This window comes from Pseudomonas sp. LBUM1669 (genome assembly GCF_059695705.1).
Map to the genome: position 1 here is coordinate 3,914,521 of NZ_CP166784.1, position 21,855 is coordinate 3,936,375.

Below are 21,855 nucleotides of genomic sequence, written 5' to 3' on the forward strand. Positions count from 1 at the left end.
TTGCCCGCTTCAGGATAGTTGCCGTTTGCCCGCCGCTTGGGCCTCGCTGACTGACGGTTTGCGTCCAGAGAAATCCCGGGGCTCAGCACCCCATCAGTGCCTGGCCATCAATCCATGGAGCACCCCGACCCTTAGACCCGCTTCGGAAGGTGTCATGTGCGAGATGCCAAAAACCTTGAACGCAGCCAGCATGACCACCAGCCCACCCGGCAAACTGCTCAGGCGATGGGGTTGCAAGCCCGCCAACCCGAGCTGATTGACATGCCCCGCTTCAAGCAGACGCAACGACAAGCGCAGAAGGCCGCCGTAATTGATTCCGTCTTGGCCATCGTCATTCAAACCGTTTGCCTTGAGGACTTTGGCGAGCATCCGCGCGGTGCCTGAAGAACCGATGGCCTGCTGCCAACCCAGCGCACGGTAACGACGTGCGACCTTTTCAAACTGCACGGTAGCCACCCGCTCGGCTTCCAGCAGGGCCTGAGCCGTAATGCACCCGCCCTGAAAGTACCGCGTGCCAAAGGCGCCGCTGCCAATAGCAATGCTTTCGGTCAACAGCGGCTGAGTGCCCTTCCCTAGAATCAACTCGGTGGAGCCGCCGCCAATATCCACCACGAGCCGCATACTCGCGGCACTCGGTATCGTGTGGGCAACCCCGGCATACACCAGCCGGGCTTCTTCGTGCCCGGAGATCACGTCAATCCGAAAACCGAGATGGCGCTCGGCACTGGTCAAAAACAGTTGGGCATTGTCCGCTTCGCGCACCGCGCTGGTCGCCACGGCCCGCACCCGTCCGGCCTCAAAGCCGCGCAGTTTTTTGCCAAATCGCGCGAGCGCCTGCCACCCCCGATCCAACGCCAACTCATCCAGCGCACCGCCCTGGAATCCCTCAGACAAACGGACGGGCTCGCGCAGGGTTTTGACTTCCTGGATCACGATCTGCTGGTTGCGTTTGATCGACTGGCCAATCATCAGGCGAAACGCGTTGGAGCCCAGATCAATGGCCGCAAACAGAGGGGCATCTCCTTTCATGGTGAAGATTCCTGGCAAATTCATCTGCCCGCGGACGGGTTGCGCTGGGTGTTCAAGACGGTTTGTGATGATCCTGCCACGCCTTAGGTGACACCAAGATGACAAGGCCCTTTATTGACCGTACAACGGCAGTCTCGATAGAGGCTGCCGCTTCCCGTGAAGACTTTCGCGCTGGCACGCGGGTATGATCCGGGATACCTCCCATGGACCCCTCTCTATGCCAGCGTCCACCCTCCGCCCCTCTCCCGCGCCATTACTCCAGCCAGGCGAAACCGTCGTCTTGTTCGACGGCGTGTGCAAGCTGTGCAACGGCTGGGCAAGGTTCCTGATCCGCCACGACCACCACCGGCGCGTGCGGCTGGCGGCAGTGCAATCGCCCGAGGGGCAGGCACTGTTGGCGTGGGCAGGTTTGCCCCTGGATCAATTCGATACCATGGCCGTGATTCGCGACCGGCACTACTGGGTGCGTTCGGATGCCGTCTTTGAAGTCATCGCCCAATTACCCGGTGCCTGGCGCCCATTGAGACTGTTGCGCGCCTGCCCGCGCAGACTGCGGGATTGGGCCTACGACCGCATTGCGCTGAATCGATATCGGCTCTTCGGAAAATACGACACGTGCCTGTTGCCCACGCCCGACCATGAGCGTCGATTCTTGAAAACGCCAACGTGAGCGCCTTGAAACGCATCCACTGGATCGCCCGGGGAAGCCTGGCGTTCATGTTTGGCTACCATGGTCTGGTACCCAAGCTGTTGTGGTTGAGTCCTGGCGAGCGAACCATGATTCAAGCCCATGGCATTGATCAGGTGGAGTTGTTTGCCTATGCCACCGGGGTCGCTGAGATTGCCCTGGCCTTATGGATATTGCTCGCGCCACGCATCACCTGGCCGTTGATTATTACCTCGACAGCACTGGCTGGGCTGCTGCTGGATGTCGCGATTTTCAATTCGTCCATGCTCAAGGATGCCTTCAATCCCGTCACCCTCAATGTGGCCGGACTGGCGCTGTGTGCGGTGGCCTGGAATAGCAAGGCTTGAGCAAACAAGTGTGAACCAATCCGCGCGCGGGACGTCTCTCGGCCAAAACCGGAATTTCCCTGCATCGCCATGTATCACAGTGTGTCTGGCTATCCTCTTGATACATCCGTTTTCACCGGGCCTGCGTTTCGACACAGGCCAGATACGTCACCGCGTTGAAATGCATTCAAGGTTTCAAGGGGCTCAGCCAGAACCCTTGGCCAACGCCCTGCAACGGAGACATCACCATGAAGATGGCAATGCAGAACAAAACCGGCATGACTCGCCGCCACCTGGTCGGCTCGTCGATCCTGGCGTTTGCCCTGTTCGGCGCGCTCGGCGCGGCCCACGCACAAACGCCCGCCACCGCGCAGCCTGCCGCGATCAAAGCCGACGCCACTCAGGCAACACCCTCCCCGTTCGGCCCGCTGAAGCACATCAAGGCGGGACTGCTTAACGTGGCCTACGCCGAAACTGGCCCGGCCGACGGGCCGGTGGTGATTCTTCTGCATGGCTGGCCGTACGACATTCACAGCTATGACGAAGTCGCCCCGCTGCTTGCGGCGAAGGGTTATCGCGTATTGATGCCGTATGCCCGTGGCTACGGTGATACGCATTTCCTGTCTGACAAAACCCTTCGCAACGGCCAACCGGCCGCGCTGGCCAGTGACGTCATCGACTTCATGGATGCATTGAAGATCAAACAAGCCGTTCTCGGTGGCTACGACTGGGGCGCGCGCTCCGCCGGCATCGTCTCGGCGCTGTGGCCAGAACGGGTCAAGGCGCTGGTTTCGGTCAGCGGCTACCTGATCGGTAATCAGGCGGCCGGCAAGAACCCGCTGCCGCCCAAGGCCGAATTGCAGTGGTGGTATCAGTTTTACTTCGCCACCGACCGCGGTCGCGCCGGGTACGAGAAAAACACCCATGACTTTGCCAAGTTGATCTGGCAACTGGCCTCGCCAAAATGGGCGTTCGATGACGCCACCTTTGACCGCAGCGCAAAGGCGCTGGACAACCCCGACCATGTCGAGATCACCGTCTTCAACTACCGCTGGCGCCTGGGCATGGTCCAGGGCGAGCCTCAATACGAGGCGCTCGAACAGAAACTGGCCACGGCGCCGTCCATCAGCGTGCCGACCATCACCCTTGAAGGCGATGCCAACGGCGCGCCGCACCCTGCCCCCGAGGATTACGCCAAGCGCTTCACCGGCAAATATGAGTTCCGGCTGATCAGCGGCGGCATCGGTCACAACCTGCCGCAGGAAGATCCACAGGCGTTCGCCAAGGCGGTGATCGACGCGGATCACCTTTGAGGACGATCTGAAATAGCCCTTTCACAACGACGGCTCGTTTTATCAACGAGCCGTTTTTTGTTGGAAAAAAATCCCGTTGACCCAGCCCGCAGACATTATTCGAGCAGCGAGATCAGGCGCGGCTCCAGGGAGGTTTCGAGCACTTCCAACAGAGCCAGCGTCACCGGCAATTTGAAGCGCCGCCGTCCCGCGCTGCCGGGGTTGAGGTAAAGCTGCTCGCCGCGCCACTCTATCCGTGGCTTGTGCGAATGGCCGGTGATCACCAGCTTAGTAGCGGAGTCGAGTCCGACCGGGACGTCGGCGATATCATGCACCAGGAGCGTTTCCCATCCGTCGAGATCAAAACGAAGAAGGTCGGGGATTTTTTCTGCCCATGGGGCGTCCAGGTCATTGTTCCCGCGGACGACGTACAGCGGGGCGATAGCTTTGAGTTGATCGAGAATGTCGGCGTTGCCGATGTCGCCCGCGTGAATGATCCGTTCACAACCCGCCAAGGCAGCCAGGGCTTCGGCGCGGAGCAAACCGTGGGTATCGGAAATCACACCAACTTTCATGCGCCGCTCCAGATCAGGTTGAAAGATGAGCGCAGTGTAACGCGGCTGTGAGCAGTGCTACGGAACAGGCTCCAAGACTGATCCCGTTACAGCTCCGTCCCGCACCGACCGCCTGACCTCAGCCTGTATGGCATAAGCCGGCGCCTCCACAGCATTGAAATCTTGTGTATAGCGCTGGGCAAACCCGCCTACCCCCCATTCCTGAAACTGCTGCACATGCTTGAGCTCATGAGCCCAGAGCACGATGTTCTGTTCTGCGGTTTCAGCGTCCCGGAAGAGGATGATGTCGATCAGCGTCACCGCACCCACATCCGGGTTTTGCAGCATGGCCGTGGCGGCGTTGAACTGGCCGTTGTCGCTGACTTTATAGCGCGCGGCATCGAGGACGCTCGGCTCGTACCAGCGCAGCAATTGCTCCCGGATGTGCGGTGGAATGGGTTGCAGGCCAGTGGTGGCGGCTTCAGCGCGGGCTTGGGTCAGCCATAACGCCAAAGCCGGCGCGGCGATCTGGTAGAGGTCATCCGTCAGTCCCATGTCTGGCAGGCAGATGCAGCCGTCCAGGCAAATTTGTTTCTCGCCGGCCGGGCAGGCGTTGGTCTGGGCTGGCACTTCAAGCGTCAGGCAAAAAACAAACAGCGCCACCAGGCGCGTGATGATGGGCGGCATTGGGCGCTCCAGGGACGGATGCAGCGCGAACAGTGAGTCTGCGCGCCGCAAAAAAATCGCTGGACACGGCAGACCACGGTTTCCTGTAACTCACTCGCTCTCAGAGGAAGTGATGGGGTCAAGACTGGATTCAGCAGCGAGCTTCAATCGGTCAGCCTTGCTGATGTATTTAGACTTGCTTGCCGGTGCCAGTTTGGCACTGGCCTTTTTGGCGTGCGCCTTTAATAACTGCTTTATTTTTTTTTGACGATTCATGGTGTTCCACTCGGTTTGTCAGCGGTCGAATGATATCAGCTTAAATTGCCGGACCAGATCCCTGGGGTGCACACAGACTGCACAACCCAGAAAATAGACGGTGAATCGCGGGCGTTGGCAGAACCGCCTGACACCGAACGCCTGCCACCCGCTATCCGGCGAAGGCTGCGTGGAGCATTACCCGAGGGAATGTGCAGGGAAGTACGTGTAACCCACCTCGCCGTAACGGGTGTAATACGTTGATCGGTCCGCTTCGGCTAACGGCCAGCCGTGCTTGAGACGCTCCGCAAGATCCGGGTTGGCGATAAAGGGTCTGCCAAAGGCGATCAAGCCCACCAACCCGGTGCCGAGCGCAGCCTGCGCGCTGTTGCGATCAGTGAAGCCACCGCACCAGATGATTGCGCCAGGGAACGCGGCCCGATCCCTGGCCAGCAGCGTGTGGTCGAGGTGGTGAGCGTTGAACTCAGCAACCTCCATGTTCTGCGCAGGCATCAGCTAGTAGACCAAGTGCAGGTAGGCTACGCCGAGACGGCCCAGACGCTCGGGTAGGAAAATTCGGTGAACCGAGGCTGATCGCTACATAAGGGGCCCCGTCATGGACGCCGACGGCTACTCCACCCTCACCTGCACTAAGCCGCTGTTTCGCCTCCTTGCGGTTTAACCGCGCCATACCTCACGCCAGCCCGAAGCGCATGACGGAGTTTCAGGGCCGGCCGTTCGATGCAGTAGTACGAAACGCAACTCAACCCGAACGACAGGATCAGAACGGCTGCAACGATGTGCGCGTCGTAGGCAACGGGCCAGAAAGCACGCAGGAAGTACATCACCACAAAGTGATTCAAAAACACGCCATAGCTGATGTCCCCGAGGAACTCGTCAACCCGATGAAACCTGAGTTTCGTCAGCACGTACACGGCCGGGATGCCTAACGCTATGCCCGCTGTCACCTCCGCGTTAAACGGCCGGCGCTCAATCAGCCCCGCTTCGATTGTCGCAAACATCAAGGCAGCCACCACGGCAGTGCTGGCAGCGATCGCTAATCCCTTCGCCTGCGGTTTGTACAGGTAGCTGCCGCACAAGAACATGAACAAGACACCCGGCAACAGGCGATAGCCGTACACATCGGTGTTTATGAAACCAAAACACGCGACCATAAATACGGCGACTGACACGGCAAACGCAACGTCCCTCGCCTTGTAGATCATCAGGAAAGGAATCACCAGGTAGAAACACATCTCGAGCCCCAGTGACCAGGCCGGCGGCAAAATCAGCGACCCAGCAACCCCGAACATGTAGAAGCCGAGGGGCACCATAGTAAGGCTCGCCGCGATGTTCCCGAGCGTCAGCTCGGCGGCTTGAGGCGTGCCGGGCAGCAGGCAATAGATCACGGCGCAGGATGCCAGGAAGTAGAACAGGAACTGCGGGTAAAGCCGCAAAGCCCGGTCGAGGTAGAACAGACCGATTTTCTGCGGCGCCTTGTAATTGCGCTCGATGAGCGAGGTCATTACGAAGCCGCTGATGATCAGAAAGGAAATAACGGCAACCACGCCGGGGTTAAGCCCCGCGAACGTCTTGCCCATATGAGAAACGGCCACAAGAATAGCCAACAGCAAACGATAAGCGCCCATTTACACCCCAGACGTCCTTGTATTTATGGCGCGTAAACTACGATGCTTTTCGTCCAGAGGACAGGATTATTTCGTGCTGCAAAAACTTGCCTTCATCTGCGCGATATCGACCACGCGATCCGTGAGGAACCAAAAAAAAGCCCCGCAACCGAAATGCGGTGCGGGGCAGAAAATTGGTTGGTTGCGGCCAACCAAAGGAGCGCTTGAAAAACGTTTACGGGCCGGGGTCAGATGCAATCCTGGGCGGCGCGTTCAAAACTCGAAGGCAGGAAGTTCGAGGCCAGCAAATGCCGTTCGTAGATGAACACCTTGCCGCCACTGCCGACCTTGTAGGCTTCCAGCACGTTGTTCGCAGAGACTTTGCTCGGCACCACGATCCGGTAGCTGCGCTGGGTCTGCGAGACGGTCGGGTTCAACGCACTGCCCTGCAATTTCGGTACGACGCAGTCGGCGTACTGGGCGGGTGTCTTGCGGGTCTGCAAGGTCAGCGTCGGGTCGTTCGGCGCAGAGGCGCAACCGCCGAGCAACAAAGAGGCAAACGCCATGGCAAGCACAAATAAAGGGCGCATGGATGTCATCCTGAAAATAAAAAGTCCGGTTCATCACGCGACGGAACAGCATCACGGGCGGTGTTCGATGGGGGCGATTTTCCGGTTAATTGCGACAAAGCAGAACTTGTGTTTCTTGATTGTCACTATTGCCTCCAGCAATAGTTGCGCACCATGCAGACTCGTACACACTCAATCACAACCGAAAAAGATTGATGAGGCCTCTCCTTGAGAACGTTTGACCTGATCCGCGACGCCGTCCTGCCCGATTTCCGTGACCGGGTGGCCGAGTACTTGATCGAGTACGAAACCGTACTGCTGTGCGAAAACCCGCTCGACCCGGAGCTGGTCCGTGCCACCGCCAACCAGCTGCGCGGTTATTTGCGCGGGTTGAACACCACGCGGGTGTTGGGCATGGCGGAGTGGGAGGAGCTGGATCGGCGGGTGGTCAATACGTGGCTTCAGTGCCTGACCAATGACAGCGGGTCCAGACACAGGCCTCGGTCGATGTGACGGTCCACCCGTTGGCGGATCATCAAGTGGGGAATCGCGCTACGCCCTGCCGGGCATTTCCAACAGCATCATGGTGGCGGAGATCACGACGAACCGAGTGCTGGACAAGATTGATCCACCCAAGCAGGTGCGGTCTGCCGTGGTGAATGGGTAACGGATGTCAGGCCGTACAGCGGTGCCTTTTTTGGGACCGCCGCGCGGCCCAGCGGGACGGTGCGGCGCTCCGACAAGTTCCCTCGCCACAGTTTCTTGCTCGGCCGAAGATTGTCTCAAGCGAACAGCATCCGCCTCGTACCAGGTTTTAATCGGGACTGAAGCAATAGGCCGCCAGTTTGTTGCCGTCCAGATCACGGGCATAGGCCGCATAGGCGTTCGGTGCCCAGCCACGCGGTCCCGGCAGGCCTTCACAGGTACCGCCAGCGGCCAATGCGGCGGCATGAAACGCGTCGATGGCGGCACGGGTCGGTGCTTCGAAACTGATGGTCACCCCATTGCCGACGCTGGCAGGTGCGCCGTTCGCCGGTTTCAGAACGAAGAAAGACGGTGCGTTTTCGCCCCAGATAGAACCGTTGTCGCCGAGGTCGGCAATGCGCTTCTGGCCCAGTTCGCCCAGGACGTTGTCGTAGAAACTGCGGGCGTTGTTCAAATCATTGGTGCCGACTGTAACGTGAGTGAATACGCTCATTTTTTAGCTCTTCGTCAGGTGGAGAATGACGCGCAGTACGGCGTCGGGATTTGGCCAAGAATGTGCCCCGAACATTTGAAAGAACAGTGATGAATCGGCATTAATCCGATGTGAGCAGCGCATAGACACAGAGGTGGCCTTCACAACAGTCGATGCCTTGATACTCTGTGTGCCCCATGACCATGGACATCAGCACATGGAAGTAGCACCACACTTCATCATTCTTGAAACCACCCATTGGCTTCTCAATCATCACATGACGTCGGCGCTTCCCGGCTATCTGATGCTGGGGTCGAAGACCCACGTCAACTCGCTGGCTGAACTTCCCGACGGTGCACTGGCGGAGTTGGGTGGGCTGATGGCCAACATCCAGAAAACCCTTGAATGGCAGCTTAAGCCGAAATGGCTCTACATCAGCCGATTCGGTCACGACCCTGGCTATCCCATCCACTTTCACTTCATTCCGGTGTACCCCTGGGTCGAGGCGCTTTTCTGGAAAGATGCCCGGTACAGGCTTTTGCAGACATTCGCCAGCGACGAAAACGCCCAGTCACTGACTGACGGAGCGGAACTCACGCTGTTCATCTGGCGTGAATTTGGGGAGAGTCCAGAGCCGCCGGAAGTTCAAGGGCCGTCAATCAACCAGGTTATTGATGATCTACGCATAGCATTCAGATAGGGGGAGCGGGTTTGTTCGTTCCGGGTCGATGTCTTTCGTGAACGGTAGTTATTGGTCGGTCACGAAGGGCTACCATCGGCCAGAAGCAATGGGATGGACTCCTCCTCACCTCGGCATCTTGAGTGCCAGACTGAAAGTGCAAACCACAGTCAATAGTGAGAAGGAGTCTACACATGAAGCTTATGCGCATTGGGGTCGACTTGGCCAAGAACGTGTTTCAGATTCACGGCATGGATCGTCATGAACAGCCCGTCTGGCGGCAGCGTTTACCGCGATCGCTGGCTGCAAACGGTGCTGGAAAAGATCGAACCCGGCTGTGAGATCGGCATGGAAAGTTGTGGCGGTGCGTACCATTGGGCGCGGCAGCTACAGGCACGCGGATTTCGGGTGCGGCTGATCGCGCCTCAATTCGTCAAGCCGTACGTCAAGAGCAACAAGAACGACGCCAACGATGCCGAGGCAATCTGTGAGGCAATGAGCCGCCCCAGCATGCGCTTCGTCGCCGTCAAGACCATCGAACAGCAGGATATCCAGGCGACGCATCGCATCCGGGCCGGCTTAATCGAACAGCGGACGGCCAAAGCCAATCAGATTCGTGGGTTGATCGCCGAGTACGGCCTTGTTGCACCGAAGGAATTACTGATGCTGCGTCGCGCAATACCGTGCTGGCTAGAAGATGCAGATGACGGTTTGACGGCACGCTTTCGTCGTCTGCTAAATGGCTTGTGGGATGACCTCCGCGCACTGGATGAGCGCGTGAGCGAGCTCGATGGTGAGATATCTGTGATCGCGGCAAGCGAGCCAACCAGCAGGATCGCAACCTGTTCCAGCGTCGCTACGCTTACGATGCCAACGGTAACCTCGCCGGCATCGATGACAGCCGAAAAGGCAATCGTAGCTTTCATTACGACCCGCTCGACCGGCTGATCAACGTTCGTGGCACCACGCCGGAAAGTTTCGCCCATGACCCGGCAGGCAACCTGCTCGGCCAAGGTGATCAGCAGGCTGCAAGCCTGGCCAACGTCAAAGGTAACCGCCTGCTGATGCAGGGTGATCGACATTACGACTACGACGCCTATGGCAATTTGAGCCGTGAGCGCCGCGGCACCGGGCAAAAGCTCGTCACCGAATACCGCTACGACTGCCAACACCGCCTCATCGGTGTCAGCCTCCCCAGCGGCAGCATCGCAAGCTACAAGTACGACGCCTTCGGCCGCCGTATCGCCAAAACCGTCAACGGCCAAACCACAGAGTTCCTGTGGCAAGGCGAACGCCTCATCGCAGAAAGCGCCAATAACCGCTATCGCAGCTACATCTACGAGCCGGGCTCCTTCCGGCCTTTGGCGATGCTCGACGGTGAAGGACCGCTCAAAGCTGAGCCGTTCTACTACCAACTCGACCACCTCGGCACGCCGCAGGAACTCACCGATTACAGCGGCGAGATCATGTGGTCGGCGAAGTACCGCGCCTATGGCAACCTCGCCACGCTCGACGTTGCAGAAATCGACAACCATCTGCGCTTTCAGGGCCAGTACTTCGATGCGGAAACGGGCTTACATTACAACCGGCATCGCTACTACAATCCGGGGACTGGGCGGTTTTTGACACCTGATCCGATCAAGTTGGCTGGGGGGTTGAACAACTATCAATACGTGCCTAACCCTACGGGGTGGGTGGATCCGTTGGGGCTGGACAACTGCCCAGGAGGCCCTAACTGCAAGCCCACAAGTTCGGCGGAGGATCCGGCGTCTAAAGCCAAAGTGGATGAAGGGACGCCAGAGGTACCAGGTAAATACACGGTTGGTCCTTATAACGAAATTAAGGGCACCGTACCGGGTCTGGATGCTCATCACGTCGGGCAGAAAGCGCTAATGAAAGAGATGATTTCTGGATATGATCCAGCTACAGCACCGTCAATTCTCGTTCCTAAGGTAGGCCATACAATCAAAGGTCCAAATGGTATTGTCTCTCGGAGCACTGCAGGACTGGCAAACCCACGACAGGTTCTTGCACGTGATATTCTTGAACTTCGACGAGTTTATAAAGATGTTCCGAATAAACAACTACAAACGCTGATAAAAATGAACAAAGACTCCTACCCTAGCGCGTTTTCCAAGTGAGTAGCTATCAAATGAACCCGAAAGACTTTGTAATTGGACTCAAAACGACAGTTGTAGAAGAGAATCTTTCTATTTACAAAGATTTATTTTCTAGCACCTCTATCAAGGATGTGACCGACGAGTACTGGAAGCGGGCATTAACCCTATTCAACTCATTGCCTGCCGAACAACGAGAAGTTTTCTTTGAGGTGATTAGGCAGACAATGGTGGATACGACCTCAAATATCCTAGGGGTTATCGACGGAGTCAGCATAATGAATGATGAAAGTGATGAATTCTCGCTCACGTATGGTGACGATAAAAAATCACTCTCTGGTGATTTGCAAAGTTTATTCTTAGCAGAAGAAGAGACGGTGTAAAATATCTCGATATTATATTGGTGATGTGTTGGGCAAACGTTATAGTTTGAATCAAAAGTGAATCACTCGTTCGAACAAACTACGGCCTCACTGAGGTCAGCCGCTCACGTATCGCTGGCGAGTAGGCACTAGCCGTTGGGTTGACCTAGTTGAGTTTAAGTGTAATGGCACTCCTCTACAGCTACTTCCGGAGTTACCATCCACAAGCGTCAGCTTGGGCGCGCAGGTTAGTTGTGAAATCAGAGGCGATTCAATGTCTGACCCACTAGTCTTGTGAAGTCCCCCTACATCGGCTTTACCGAAACCACTTCCACAAACCTGAATTTCTTCTTGGCCGCCTTGGTAGCTTCTTGCTCTGCTAGAAGGGTGCTCAGCGTATTCGCCTCATGGAACATTTCGTGCGTCTTGCCCTCAAATTCATTGCCCACTCGTAGCGTTACCCTCAACCTGGGAGTGAATGCTTTGACGACCTTCTTTTTCTCCACTGCCTTTGTCGGCGGTATGATCGCGATACCCGAGAGGGTGTCTTGCACAGGTAAGGCAGTGGTCTGCGTAAGGTGCTCTGCACCGCCGAACAGCGCTCGGCGCATCTCTTCTTCAGTCAGTTCTTCGTTCATGCAATTTCTCAGAAGGGTGCTATCTCCAAACGTCCTGATTCTATCAGCATGACCGGTCTCTACAGCTGTGAATCTCTGGGACAAAACCCTGAATCAGCCCTGAACCGATGGCGATAGGACCGGCCTATTTGGTTCGCTTGTGCGCCCATAGGGCTGGCGGATGATAAGCAGACGTTCACAGAGGGCTGATATCGACCCAAAGAAGTCCTTCGCGTCAGGCGGCAGTCGGCCAGCAGCGGACATTCTATTCAGAGTGATTGGCACCGCCAGTCCGCAACCTCTCGCCTTTTGGGACTCGCATAAACAGCCTAAGATGCGTTTTGAAAACGGCCGGAAAGCTGAGATAAATTCCGAAACTTCAAACGCCCTGCTACCGATGCGGAGAGCCTGTCACTTTGAATTATGGAAAAGACGTTGCGGTTGTAGAGGCCTTTCAAAGGCTTGCGCGCAATATTGACATTGAGTTTCCTGAACGCCTCGCGACTCTCATGGGAATAGCACATACGCATCCAGCAACGGCAGCACTGAGTAGCCTTGAAGATTTTATATGGCTTGATGCCGAACAGGCCGAGCGAGAAATCAATGAGTGGCTTAATCCTGATGACCAGCAAGGTCGAACCTTTCTTCCCTTTGCGGCTACAGGCGGTGGTGAGCCTTATTGCGTGGTTCGATTGGAAAACGGCGCTTCGGGGATTGCTCAGGTACTTCATTTTGGACAGCCATCCCCACTTGCCCATGCCGATATCTCTTCGTTCGTGACAAGGGAATACGTGCGCGTCGCTAGAGATCTATCTTGGCTACCTCATAAAGCAGACTTCAGTGTTGCACTGAAAAGTGAAGTGGCATTGATCCAATCGGCTCTACTACCCGCAGATTATGCACTTCTTGAGGCTATTTTCAGTCGACAGTGTGTTGCCATGAACTACAAGGCTGGGCCTCGAAGTATCCCGAAAATTGTCAAAGCTTTCATTTCTCAAGAAGAAGAGGAATCTTTAGCCGCCCGACTGCGCCATCCGAACCCAATTGAGTTCGAAGCTCTTCGTGCCTGGATGCGCTAATTGTCCATTTCGTGCTCGGGGCCTAAAAAATGGCAAGTTTCGGCCAATAAAATGACTGCCGTGAATGGCCGCAATGGGTCGTTTTCTGCCTCTGGCGACGGGCAGAAAACGGGTAAAGGCGCGCGCGATGCATTTCAAGTCAAGGGCCCGGAGCACGGACCGGATGAAAACGGGCCTGGCTCTTGGAGTGATGCCAGGATAAGAGCAGAATTTGACACGTTACAGCTTTATATTGATGGAAAACCCAAAGCCAGAGTTCCATATTGGAAAGGCGACACTGACAAAAGTAAGTTAGAGCCATTGGCCGAAGCTTATGAAAAATATGGTGACGGAGGAGCTCAGCAGCTCCATTTAGACGGTCAGAAGGTAAACTTCGACCAAGTCGACATACTTCCGGAGAAGTAATGAGAATTTTTTATGTAATCGCCAAAAAAGACATGGAGCCAACTTTACCCCATAGTTCTGAATGGCCAAAAATAATAGGCTACTCATATAAAGATAACTACTTTTACCTGGCCGAAGGCAAAGGCCATGGATTCGCCGCAAACGATATGCCTGAAACCAAAGCTAAAAGACCGGAGTGGCTTGAATTATTTATAGCCCTAGACATGCTATGGTTCATAGACCTAATTGACAATACGAACTTCATTGATGAGCACGACTTCATCGACAGGATAACAAAACTAATCGGCCAACCGGAAACTATAGAGTTTTAAACCATAAAGTAGATAGATTTTTTACGCGCCGGCACCGAGACCGCGTGAGCCCAGGTGGTGGCAGTGTTCGGTGCAGCGAAGACGCGCTGCGCTTATCTGTTCGCCAACCGCCGCGCCGACCGGAGGAAAGTACTGGTGCATGACGGTGTAGGGATTTGGCTGACTGCATAACGCTTACATCAAGGGAAGTTTCAACGGCCAAGCATTCGGCATGGCCCAGAAGTCGAAAGGCCCATTTATCCGCGTCGACTGTATTAAGTTCATGATTGCCGCAGCGAGTGGGTCAAGATTGGACGCACTTAGCGCGCGATCAAGGCCGCTTCATCGAGCACGTTCTGCAAGAAGAGCGTCTTCGCAGCGCTGCCGGATACCGTACGCTCAGTGGCGGCCAACAGCACGTCGACTCCCAGTCGAAGGGTCTCCGAGGCAACGCGAAGCTGTCGGCGCGAGGCTTCATTATCCAGGGCAGGGGGCAGCCTCACGGCCTCGAAGTCTGTCAGAACCACCATCTGTCGAACTGCTTTCGGCCAATAGCTGCCTGTCGGAATCGCCTGAAATCAACCCAAAGCGGTCATCTCTGCGTTCCAGTATTATTATGCCGATGCTCGGACTGTTTATAGGTAGGTTGATCCATGGCCAGAAGCGTTAGGCTTCAAAAAAAACTTCATACACGGCATCTGATGGAGACAGCTGAAGAGGTGATACTTGATGATAGCCTCGTTGGAAAGCTATGGGCGCTCAACCAAGGTGACAGAGTTGAGTTGAATTCAGCCTCCTTCAGTTCTGTAGCTGTTCAAAAGTACCGCTTGGAATACGTGATAACGAGAGGCCCTATTCCTGGGCATTGGCTTTACAAAAAATTTGACCCAGAGGAACTTGAATTGTTTTTTATGGCAAAAGACTTTGACGACATTTGCCATGGCTGGCTTCTGTTTGACGAGTGACAACCTCAGTTTTAGCTCTCTAAGAGGCAGCTTCGGGTCGTTTCCAGCCCCTTGTGACAGGCATCAATCGGCCATAAGCAGACAGTCGGATAACCAAGTCAGGGGTTGAGATGAATCAGGCATTGTTAGCAAGAAGGAGAGAAAGTGGGACTGATTTATTTTTTTGGGGAGAGGAATCATGTCCTTATCGGCAATAATATTTTCATCAGAGCAATTGGCCGTTGGAGACTTTAAAGAAGTCATATTGGCCAATGGCGGGCATGTAAGTTCCGGCAAGCCTTTTCGGGGTAGCATCAGTGAGGGTGATTCAGATATTTGGTTAGCTTTGCATTCAAAGGATGTTCTTGACGAGTTTTACGATGCTGAAGACCTTCAAGAATGGCAGGATGTCTTGGGGTACGTGCCGCAGGTGATGGTTGAGGTTAATCTTGATCATACTGAACATGCGAAATTAATGTACTTGAAGGTTTTTTTGAGCTTTGCCAAAGCTTGGCCTTGTATTTTGCATGACGTAGACGACGCTGTTCTTTCCTATAGTTCAGTTTTAGAGAAGTATAAAGCTCTTTTGGGATAGAAGTGAGCCATCACGGCAAACGCCTGACTTCGAAGCCTATCGACAAGGTGATGGGCGACTACGCCCAAGCAATCGAAGCCGCCCGCTCAGGATTGGGCATCGCACTCTGGAATCCGGCGATTCACGCTCTTGATGCATTGAATGGACAATTGATTGCGTTGACGGAATTGAGCTGCCAAGCCCGCAAAGATTCTTCCTGCTGTCGAAGCCTGGCCCGGCTCATACACCGCCAATGAGGGTTCGGTCGAGGCTTCACCGGTTATTGAGTAAAGGCTTTACCTTTTGAAACCAAGGGACGCAAACGTTCCTTTCGTACTGATTCAGGTGCCCCAATGAAGGGCAGCAAAGGGTCGATTGCTGCCCCTTGTGACAGGCATCAATCGGCCCAGAGTGTGTAAAAACGCTTCGCCAAAATTGCAGTTTGCGCGTCTACGTTAAATCTGAAATTTATCGGCACGTCAGCAGATGTGGATTTTACGTAGAAGCGCGATTTCCAGTCCGGTTTTGAGTACCTGTCGCGCTGAAAAACGTTTTTACACAGCCTCGGCCAGAAGCTGCCTTTCACCTGTCCACAGAAACACACTCAACGTATCTTGTTGAAAGACAACATTGAAAAGGAGTTCGAATGAAAACTGATTGGCAACAAATTCGAGAAATGATGAACACTGTCATCGATAGCTGTGAGCAGATCGAAACGGCAGGATTCAATGAAGGACATCGCTCCGCGACGGTGAAAATCAAAGGCGTCGATTACTCCGTTCAGGAGTTTTTAATTAGTGCCTGGACGCTCCCGGAAAACATTCGCTACCAGATCATTCGTGAGCGTCATGATGCCGGAAATAACCTTCCCTACGTTCCCGAAGCAGCCCGCATTCTTGTCTCAATGGCGCAGGCTTGTGCGGAATTGGTCGGAGCAGCTGACACGGCACCAGCTCAAAAAGCTATTGCAGGAATGAATCATTGGTACAAGGCCTACGCTGTACCGCATATGACTACAGCCATAAGGCTGGCAAAAAAAAGAATCTGACGCTTAGATTCACGAGCAATTACCCGGCGGAGACGGATCTGTCATCTCTGATTTGAACGTCTCCTATGGGTTGTGGATTCAACCGGTCGACGCAACAGATTGGCTAAATCGTTCAGCGGGCGATTTCAGTTGACGTGAAATTGCGACTCCACAAGATCTTTTAGTGGAAAACAGAGACGCGTCCCTCAACGCCCCTCAAGCCCAATGGTAGAATCCTGTTTTGAAAAAGGAGTTTCATCTGTGGAGGCTGGAAAAAAGAGTTGCCCATATTGCGCGGAAGTCATCATGGCTGAAGCCATTTTATGCAAACACTGCCGATGCGACCTCAGACAGAAAATACGAATCCCGCCTGGGGGGCCAGTACCGTCAGAAAAGAGAATGGGCCCTTTCAGCAAGATCCTCGTCGGAATCATTATCGCCATCACCTTGTACTTGGCTTACGGCTTTTACGTCAGTAACACGTCGCAAGACAAGGAAAGAATGCAGGCCCGAGATGCCGCCGAACTATGCCGTCAGGAAGTAAACAGCTACTCCGGCCCGGCAGTCGGGAAAAACGTAATCACAGAAGCTTGCCGAAAGCTGGAGGACGAATTCCGCAAGAGTTTTGGCCACGCGCCATAGGAAAAGCCGATCACGAAGCCCGCCATTGAGCGGGCTTTTTTGCCTATGGCATCAGGCAGTAAACGGCCCAGAGTGTGTAAAAACGCTTCGCCAAATTTGAAGTGTGCGCGTCTACGTTAAATCTGAAATTTATCGGCACGTCAGCAGATGTGGATTTCGCGTAGAAACGCGATTTTCAGTCCGGTTTTGAGTACCTGTCGCGCTCAAAAACGTTTTTACACAGCCTCGGCCAGAAGCAGTCACTCACGAACCTTGTCAGATGGTACGCCGAAGGTGCATTTCACAGATCCCCGATAAACCAAAAGCAGTCTGTCGACAATAACAATTCTGCCTGACTATTTTCGGATACCAGGTTCAGGGCGTGCCCCGAAGTAACTGATGCCTTCCAGGGATGCTGTCGTTGTTGCACGTCAAATACCAAAATTTTTCACGACCTAAAGCACTTTTCCCACTGCAATTGCAGCCAAGCGAAAAAGCCATAGGAGAGCCTTCGCTAGCTATGGCTGCGTGTCGCCTGATGATCGGCACCGTATCCAGGGTGCAGACAATGCCAAGTCGAACCAGTCTTCTGAATCAGCACTTCGTCAGTGTTACTGCCGATGCGATTTATCGCGGTTCAAGTAGCCAATTGCTGCATTGCGCACCGGCGTTCTAGGCAATTTGACGAGCGCGGTTCTCCCAGAACGGCTTGCGCAGTTCGGTTTTCAACACTTTCCCGACACTGGACAATGGCAACGATTCCCGGAACTCGACACTACGCGGAACCTTGTAACCGGCGATACATTCACGGCAGTGGGCGATAACCTCCTGCTCGGAGATGCGTGCTCCAGGTTTGCAAACGATCATTGCGTGAACCGTCTCGCCCCACTTGTCGCTGGGGATGCCTATTACTGCAACTTGGGTAACGGCCGGAAGTCTGACGATGGCGTTTTCGACCTCGGCGGTATAGATGTTCTCCCCGCCGCTCACAATCATGTCCTTCAGCCGGTCGCAGATATAGACGAAGCCATCTTCGTCCATGTAGCCGCCATCGCCAGTGTGCATCCAGCCGTTTCGCAGCGCTTCGGCAGTGGCTTGCACGTTGTTCCAGTAACCGAGCATGACATTCGGCCCGCGTGCGACGATCTCCCCCACGGTGCCACGCGGCACCTCCCGATCTTCGGCATCAACGATACGGATTTCAACGCAGTTGACCGGCACCCCCGCCGAGTACATCTTGCCGCTGCGCTGATGCTCCTCGCAGTGATACTCGGCATTGAGGATGCATGCGAAGGGAGACAGTTCGGTCATGCCGTAGCCCTGGATGAAGTCGGCTGCCGAAAAGGACTGGCGGGCTTGGTCGAGCAGCGCCGGGGAGATTGCCGAAGCGCCATAAGTGATTTTCCTTAGCGCGCTCAGATCAAGTTTGGCCGCAGCGGGATTGACTTCGCGCCAATCGAGGAGCATCTGCAGCATGGTCGGCGCCAGCATGGTATTGCTGATCCTTTCCAGGCCGATGCATTCAAGTACCTCCTGCGGTTTGAAGGTCGATAACACCACATGCGTACCGCCGCTAATAAACAGTGAGACCATTGCCGACAGATCGGCTATATGGAACATCGGCATGGCATGCAAGAAGATAGTCTGAGGTCTGATCCCGGTCTGGTTGAAAGTGGCCAGGGCTGATAAAACGAGATTGTTATGACTGAGCATTACCCCTTTGGGGAAGCCTGTGGTTCCACCGGTATAAAAGACGCCCAGCAGAGAATCGCCACCACGAAGGGCATCTTCGACCGGCTCATACTGGGTGATCAGCATTTCGTAGTTGAGCATGCCCGGCGGTGTTTCGCCGTCGCCGGCATAAATCATCAGGCGCAGGGTTTTCGCAGCAGCGCTGATTTTTCCTGCCAGATCCAGGAAACTATCGTCGACGATCAGTACACAGGTTTCAGAATCGTCCAATGAATAGACGATCTCCGCAGCGCTCCAACGGATGTTCACCGGGTTGAGCACTGCATCTGCCCAAGGGACCGCCAGATAGTATTCGATGTAACGCTGCGAATTTAGCGAAAGCATCGCCACCCGCTCGCCGCGGGTCACGCCCAGGCCTTTTAGTGCGCCGGCCAGACGGGCGACTCGTTCGCCCAACTGGGCAAAGCTCAGACTACGACCTTGGTAACGAATAGCTGGTGTTTGGGGACGCTGTTGCATATGGCGATGCAACCCTTGGGTCAAGTACATCGAAATCTCCTGCCTTGTTTTTTTAAAGAGTTGCAAATTTCTTAACTGATGGTTTGATCAGAACGTCTTGCTGGCACTGACCACTACAGTCGCCGAGCACACATCGGTGTAACCGTAGTAACTCGCGCACTCGCTCTTGGAAAGGTCCGTGTCGACGTAACTCACCCCCCAGTCGACGCCAAAAGCGCTGCGAGTCAGCTTGGCTTCCCATTCGTGATAATCACCCCGAGCCTTGCCACTGTTTGACAAAAACACATCATCCTTGAAGTCGAAACGACCGTAGCGCACCTCCAGACCGACCTGATCGACAATTTCATGGCTGTACCCCAAGTAGGTGTAGAGCGTGTCCTGGTCCTTCCCTACGTAGCTCTTCAAATCGTTGGAGTAATAACTGCCGAACTTGAAGCCATAGGCTTTGAGAATGGCGTAGACCTCACTCATGTTGAACTGTGCTTCCTTGGCATAGGTGTACTTGAGATACCCCACATCAAGGCTGACATCGTCATTGAATGGAATGAAAAAGCCTGCGTAGTAATCTTGTTCCAGCCGCGTTTTCAGGTTCATCCCAAAGTCGACGTTTGAAGTCCATACGCCCGCATAGGCACCGCTGCTGTGTATCAAGGTGGCCTCCAACTGCGCAGCGGGGTCTCCGAGTGTCATGGACAATCCGCGGCTGCGGTAATCGCTGACCACCTGCGGCTTGAGCTCCAGTTGCAGGTCGTCAGTCAGCGGCACAGCCCAGGCAGCAAAAGGCATAAGCGTGCAGCAGACAACGGTCGTAAGGGCAAGGCGATGCATAGGTCGAATCCTGTTTATTATTATTGGCAGGCAAGACTTCGTTCTTCCCGTGCCCCGAAGGGCACAGGTCAGGCATACGTTGGGCGGTTACGGGTGGCTGTAGACTTCGCGCCCGGAAAAGTAGGTCTTGAGCACTTGCGTGTCAGCCAATTGCTCATCGGGCACGCTGAACACATCGCGGTCGAGGATGATCAGGTCAGCCTGTTTGCCCGCGGTGAGAGAGCCAATCTCTTTCTCCAGGCCAATCGCCCGAGCGGCGTTGCGGGTGTAGGCGTAGAACATCGTTTCCCGATCAATGTCCTCTTCTTTATTAAGAATGCCTTTTGGGCCTTTGCGGCTGATCGCCTGGCCGATGGCTTTCCACGGATTCGGCGTGCTGACCGGCCAGTCGCTCGCACCGGCAATGGTCGCACCGTTTTTCAGCAATGAGCGCGCCGGGTACATGAACTGGAACTGCATGGCGCTGATGTAGGGTTTGAGCAAATCGATGCTCGTCTCATCCGCTGAGGCCCAGTACAGCTGCATGGAAGCAATGACATTCAAGGGCTTGAAACGGGCGAACTCCTTGGGATTGACCATCTGCAAATGGGTGATCGAATGCGTCACGCCACTCTGCCTGTCACGCCGTGCCTGCTCGATCCCATTGAGCGCTTCGCGTACCGCCCGGTCGCCGATCGCATGGACATGCACCAGCCAGCCACGGGCATCCGCGGCGCTGACCAGCTCACCGAAATGAGCCGAATCGATCAACAACTCCCCGCCTTTCTTTGAATTCTTGTAGGGGGTGAGCAACGATGCGGTTTGTGCAGGAAACTCAGCAACGCCATCGGCAAAGATCTTGATGCCCGGCAGGCTGAGATTTTCGACGCCAAGGAACTGCTTCCTGACCTGATCCAGAACGTCCAGATCCGCAGGCGCGCTTTTCGGATTGGCAACCATCAGCGCGGCTACCCGCAATTGAAGCTCACCTTTTTCCGATAACGCTTTGTAGATAGGCAAAACCCCCAACGTCTGTGCTGTGGGCTTGAAGTCGAACAGCCCATCGGCTGGCATGGCATTGGCCGCGGGGTCCATCAGCGCGGTGATCCCAAGGCTGTGGTTCAGATCACGCGCGGCACGTCCGGCTGACATCAACTGATCAAAGGTCGGTGACGGCAGTTGAGACATCACTGCCGCCAAACCCGCATCTGCCACGAAGCCATTGGGGGTGCCGTCCTCATGATGGCCGATGGTCGCCACGGCTTCGCCTTTCAGCGACTTGACCCGTTCGGCATCGATACCGGCGCGCTTGAGCATCGCCTTGTTGGCCCAGCCGGTGTGATAATCCCAGCCGATAAACGCAATAGGGGTTTCAGCCCATTCACCGTGATTGAAGTGTTTCTCAAATTGAGCGACTTCACTCCAGTAGGTGGAGGGGAAACCATTGATACTGAGCATATCGCCGTGTTTTGCCTTGCCATTATCTCGCCAGGCGCGCAAGCGCTGTTCCAGTTCGTCGAAGGGCAGCATTTGTCCTTCAAGGTCGGCTGCCTTGAGTTTCATGCCGCCAAAAATGGCATGGCTGTGGCTGTCTATGAAGCCTGGCATGACGACCTTACCCTTCAAATCCACCACTTGGGTCATGGCATCTTTGAGCGAAAGAATCTCGACATCACTCCCGACCTTGAGGATACGGCCATCGGCGACCGCGACCGCTTGTTGCAGCGGCTGACCCGGCTCGGCCGTGAACACCTTGGCGTTGTAAAAGAGCAAGTCGACAGCCGCCATGCTTTCCATTGATGCAAAAGCGACAGCAATTGCCAGTGTCGTCCCAAGAAACTTCTTCATCGCCTGAACACCTTTTTTTATTAGAGTGCTCGGGAGACTATCCAAAGGAGGCGATGTTAAGAATACCTACCTCCCGAACAACATACTTTC

General features: G+C 55.0%; 28 protein-coding genes and 3 pseudogenes. 18 read left to right on the forward strand and 13 right to left on the reverse strand.

Translation table 11 applies throughout. The features are described 5' to 3' along the window. Positions 1-93: 93 nt before the first annotated feature. A complete protein-coding gene (locus tag ACA051_RS18220; RefSeq protein WP_497371254.1) occupies positions 94-1,029 on the reverse strand; it encodes a Ppx/GppA phosphatase family protein in 936 nt (311 codons plus the stop codon). Positions 1,030-1,246: 217 nt separating this feature from the next. Here ACA051_RS18220 and ACA051_RS18225 point away from each other — a divergent pair, with 217 nt between their 5' ends. The 3 genes from ACA051_RS18225 (at position 1,247) to ACA051_RS18235 (ending at position 3,356) form a co-directional block, all read left to right on the forward strand. Continuing rightward, positions 1,247-1,699 carry a thiol-disulfide oxidoreductase DCC family protein gene (locus ACA051_RS18225; protein WP_497303724.1) on the forward strand — a complete coding sequence of 151 codons (453 nt, stop codon included), beginning with the start codon at positions 1,247-1,249 and terminating at the stop codon, positions 1,697-1,699. Further along, positions 1,696-2,064, forward strand: a complete 369-nt coding sequence (locus tag ACA051_RS18230; RefSeq protein WP_497303726.1) for a DoxX-like family protein — start codon at positions 1,696-1,698, stop codon at positions 2,062-2,064. Before ACA051_RS18225 ends, ACA051_RS18230 begins: the two co-directional genes overlap by 4 nt. A 227-nt stretch (positions 2,065-2,291) precedes the next feature. Continuing rightward, a complete protein-coding gene (locus ACA051_RS18235) occupies positions 2,292-3,356 on the forward strand; it encodes an alpha/beta fold hydrolase (protein WP_497371256.1) in 1,065 nt (354 codons plus the stop codon). Between the two features lie 95 nt (positions 3,357-3,451). Here ACA051_RS18235 and ACA051_RS18240 read toward each other — a convergent pair whose 3' ends face one another. From ACA051_RS18240 to ACA051_RS18265, 6 genes are all read right to left on the reverse strand, one after another. After that, positions 3,452-3,910, reverse strand: coding sequence for a metallophosphoesterase family protein (locus ACA051_RS18240; RefSeq protein ID WP_497303730.1), 459 nt, complete (start codon positions 3,908-3,910; stop codon positions 3,452-3,454). A gap of 57 nt (positions 3,911-3,967) precedes the next feature. Continuing rightward, the gene (locus ACA051_RS18245) at positions 3,968-4,576 is read right to left on the reverse strand and encodes an eCIS core domain-containing protein (protein ID WP_497371258.1); all 609 of its coding nucleotides are present in this window, start codon (positions 4,574-4,576) and stop codon (positions 3,968-3,970) included. Positions 4,577-4,666: 90 nt separating this feature from the next. Beyond that, positions 4,667-4,831 (reverse strand): DUF2986 domain-containing protein, encoded by a 165-nt coding sequence (locus ACA051_RS18250; RefSeq protein ID WP_094467945.1) that lies wholly within the window; start codon positions 4,829-4,831, stop codon positions 4,667-4,669. 177 nt (positions 4,832-5,008) lie between these two features. Then, positions 5,009-5,323, reverse strand: coding sequence for an oxidoreductase (locus ACA051_RS18255; RefSeq protein ID WP_497371260.1), 315 nt, complete (start codon positions 5,321-5,323; stop codon positions 5,009-5,011). A 137-nt stretch (positions 5,324-5,460) separates the two neighbouring features. Then, positions 5,461-6,459 carry an acyltransferase family protein gene (locus ACA051_RS18260; protein WP_497371262.1) on the reverse strand — a complete coding sequence of 333 codons (999 nt, stop codon included), beginning with the start codon at positions 6,457-6,459 and terminating at the stop codon, positions 5,461-5,463. Between the two features lie 227 nt (positions 6,460-6,686). Next, positions 6,687-7,028: a hypothetical protein gene (locus ACA051_RS18265; protein WP_497371264.1), complete on the reverse strand. Its 342-nt coding sequence runs from the start codon at positions 7,026-7,028 to the stop codon at positions 6,687-6,689. A gap of 207 nt (positions 7,029-7,235) precedes the next feature. Here ACA051_RS18265 and ACA051_RS18270 point away from each other — a divergent pair, with 207 nt between their 5' ends. Then, complete coding sequence (locus tag ACA051_RS18270) at positions 7,236-7,520, forward strand: hypothetical protein (protein ID WP_497303738.1); 285 nt, start codon at positions 7,236-7,238, stop codon at positions 7,518-7,520. Further along, positions 7,493-7,674, forward strand: a pseudogene (locus ACA051_RS18275) (hypothetical protein); the annotation flags it as partial. The gene ACA051_RS18270 and the pseudogene ACA051_RS18275, both read left to right, overlap by 28 nt. A 147-nt stretch (positions 7,675-7,821) precedes the next feature. Here ACA051_RS18275 and ACA051_RS18280 read toward each other — a convergent pair. Further along, positions 7,822-8,205, reverse strand: coding sequence for a VOC family protein (locus tag ACA051_RS18280; protein WP_497294572.1), 384 nt, complete (start codon positions 8,203-8,205; stop codon positions 7,822-7,824). A gap of 196 nt (positions 8,206-8,401) precedes the next feature. On the opposite strand from ACA051_RS18280, the gene ACA051_RS18285 reads away from it, so the two are divergent. From ACA051_RS18285 to ACA051_RS18300, 4 genes and pseudogenes are all read left to right on the forward strand, one after another. Then, a complete protein-coding gene (locus ACA051_RS18285; RefSeq protein ID WP_497303740.1) occupies positions 8,402-8,884 on the forward strand; it encodes an HIT family protein in 483 nt (160 codons plus the stop codon). Positions 8,885-9,057: 173 nt separating this feature from the next. Further along, positions 9,058-9,694, forward strand: a pseudogene (locus tag ACA051_RS18290) (IS110 family RNA-guided transposase); the annotation flags it as partial. Continuing rightward, positions 9,688-10,629: pseudogene (locus ACA051_RS18295) on the forward strand (RHS repeat domain-containing protein); the annotation flags it as partial. The pseudogenes ACA051_RS18290 and ACA051_RS18295, both read left to right, overlap by 7 nt. Positions 10,630-11,015: 386 nt before the next feature. Continuing rightward, the gene (locus tag ACA051_RS18300) at positions 11,016-11,363 is read left to right on the forward strand and encodes a hypothetical protein (RefSeq protein ID WP_497371266.1); all 348 of its coding nucleotides are present in this window, start codon (positions 11,016-11,018) and stop codon (positions 11,361-11,363) included. A gap of 284 nt (positions 11,364-11,647) precedes the next feature. Here the strand turns inward: ACA051_RS18300 and ACA051_RS18305 are convergent, their stop codons facing one another. Beyond that, on the reverse strand, positions 11,648-11,980 hold the full coding sequence (locus ACA051_RS18305; RefSeq protein WP_497371268.1) for a hypothetical protein: 333 nt from the start codon (positions 11,978-11,980) through the stop codon (positions 11,648-11,650). 395 nt (positions 11,981-12,375) lie between these two features. Here ACA051_RS18305 and ACA051_RS18310 point away from each other — a divergent pair, with 395 nt between their 5' ends. From ACA051_RS18310 to tnpB, 4 genes are all read left to right on the forward strand, one after another. Beyond that, positions 12,376-13,038, forward strand: coding sequence for a hypothetical protein (locus tag ACA051_RS18310; protein ID WP_497371270.1), 663 nt, complete (start codon positions 12,376-12,378; stop codon positions 13,036-13,038). Further along, complete coding sequence (locus tag ACA051_RS18315; protein ID WP_497371272.1) at positions 13,039-13,443, forward strand: hypothetical protein; 405 nt, start codon at positions 13,039-13,041, stop codon at positions 13,441-13,443. It abuts the gene before it with no gap. Further along, complete coding sequence (locus ACA051_RS18320) at positions 13,443-13,754, forward strand: hypothetical protein (protein ID WP_497294331.1); 312 nt, start codon at positions 13,443-13,445, stop codon at positions 13,752-13,754. The genes ACA051_RS18315 and ACA051_RS18320 overlap by 1 nt, the downstream gene beginning before the upstream one ends. Before the next feature lie 63 nt (positions 13,755-13,817). Beyond that, positions 13,818-13,925: an IS66 family insertion sequence element accessory protein TnpB gene (tnpB, locus tag ACA051_RS18325; protein ID WP_497294333.1), complete on the forward strand. Its 108-nt coding sequence runs from the start codon at positions 13,818-13,820 to the stop codon at positions 13,923-13,925. A 128-nt stretch (positions 13,926-14,053) separates the two neighbouring features. Here the strand turns inward: tnpB and ACA051_RS18330 are convergent, their stop codons facing one another. After that, positions 14,054-14,263 (reverse strand): hypothetical protein, encoded by a 210-nt coding sequence (locus ACA051_RS18330; protein WP_497371274.1) that lies wholly within the window; start codon positions 14,261-14,263, stop codon positions 14,054-14,056. Positions 14,264-14,386: 123 nt separating this feature from the next. On the opposite strand from ACA051_RS18330, the gene ACA051_RS18335 reads away from it, so the two are divergent. The 5 genes from ACA051_RS18335 (at position 14,387) to ACA051_RS18355 (ending at position 16,920) form a co-directional block, all read left to right on the forward strand. Further along, a complete protein-coding gene (locus ACA051_RS18335) occupies positions 14,387-14,698 on the forward strand; it encodes a hypothetical protein (RefSeq protein WP_497371276.1) in 312 nt (103 codons plus the stop codon). A gap of 178 nt (positions 14,699-14,876) precedes the next feature. Beyond that, positions 14,877-15,272, forward strand: a complete 396-nt coding sequence (locus ACA051_RS18340) for a hypothetical protein (protein WP_497371278.1) — start codon at positions 14,877-14,879, stop codon at positions 15,270-15,272. 2 nt (positions 15,273-15,274) lie between these two features. Next, on the forward strand, positions 15,275-15,508 hold the full coding sequence (locus ACA051_RS18345) for a hypothetical protein (protein WP_497371280.1): 234 nt from the start codon (positions 15,275-15,277) through the stop codon (positions 15,506-15,508). A gap of 389 nt (positions 15,509-15,897) precedes the next feature. After that, complete coding sequence (locus ACA051_RS18350; RefSeq protein WP_497371282.1) at positions 15,898-16,299, forward strand: hypothetical protein; 402 nt, start codon at positions 15,898-15,900, stop codon at positions 16,297-16,299. A gap of 285 nt (positions 16,300-16,584) precedes the next feature. Beyond that, the gene (locus ACA051_RS18355; protein ID WP_497371284.1) at positions 16,585-16,920 is read left to right on the forward strand and encodes a hypothetical protein; all 336 of its coding nucleotides are present in this window, start codon (positions 16,585-16,587) and stop codon (positions 16,918-16,920) included. A gap of 651 nt (positions 16,921-17,571) precedes the next feature. Here ACA051_RS18355 and ACA051_RS18360 read toward each other — a convergent pair. The 3 genes from ACA051_RS18360 to ACA051_RS18370 all read right to left on the reverse strand — a co-directional run bounded on the left by ACA051_RS18360 (position 17,572) and on the right by ACA051_RS18370 (position 21,765). Then, positions 17,572-19,140, reverse strand: a complete 1,569-nt coding sequence (locus ACA051_RS18360; RefSeq protein WP_497371286.1) for a long-chain-fatty-acid--CoA ligase — start codon at positions 19,138-19,140, stop codon at positions 17,572-17,574. 57 nt (positions 19,141-19,197) lie between these two features. After that, the gene (locus ACA051_RS18365; protein WP_497303750.1) at positions 19,198-19,938 is read right to left on the reverse strand and encodes a TorF family putative porin; all 741 of its coding nucleotides are present in this window, start codon (positions 19,936-19,938) and stop codon (positions 19,198-19,200) included. Positions 19,939-20,025: 87 nt separating this feature from the next. Then, on the reverse strand, positions 20,026-21,765 hold the full coding sequence (locus ACA051_RS18370; RefSeq protein ID WP_497303752.1) for an amidohydrolase: 1,740 nt from the start codon (positions 21,763-21,765) through the stop codon (positions 20,026-20,028). Between the last annotated feature and the right edge of the window lie 90 nt (positions 21,766-21,855).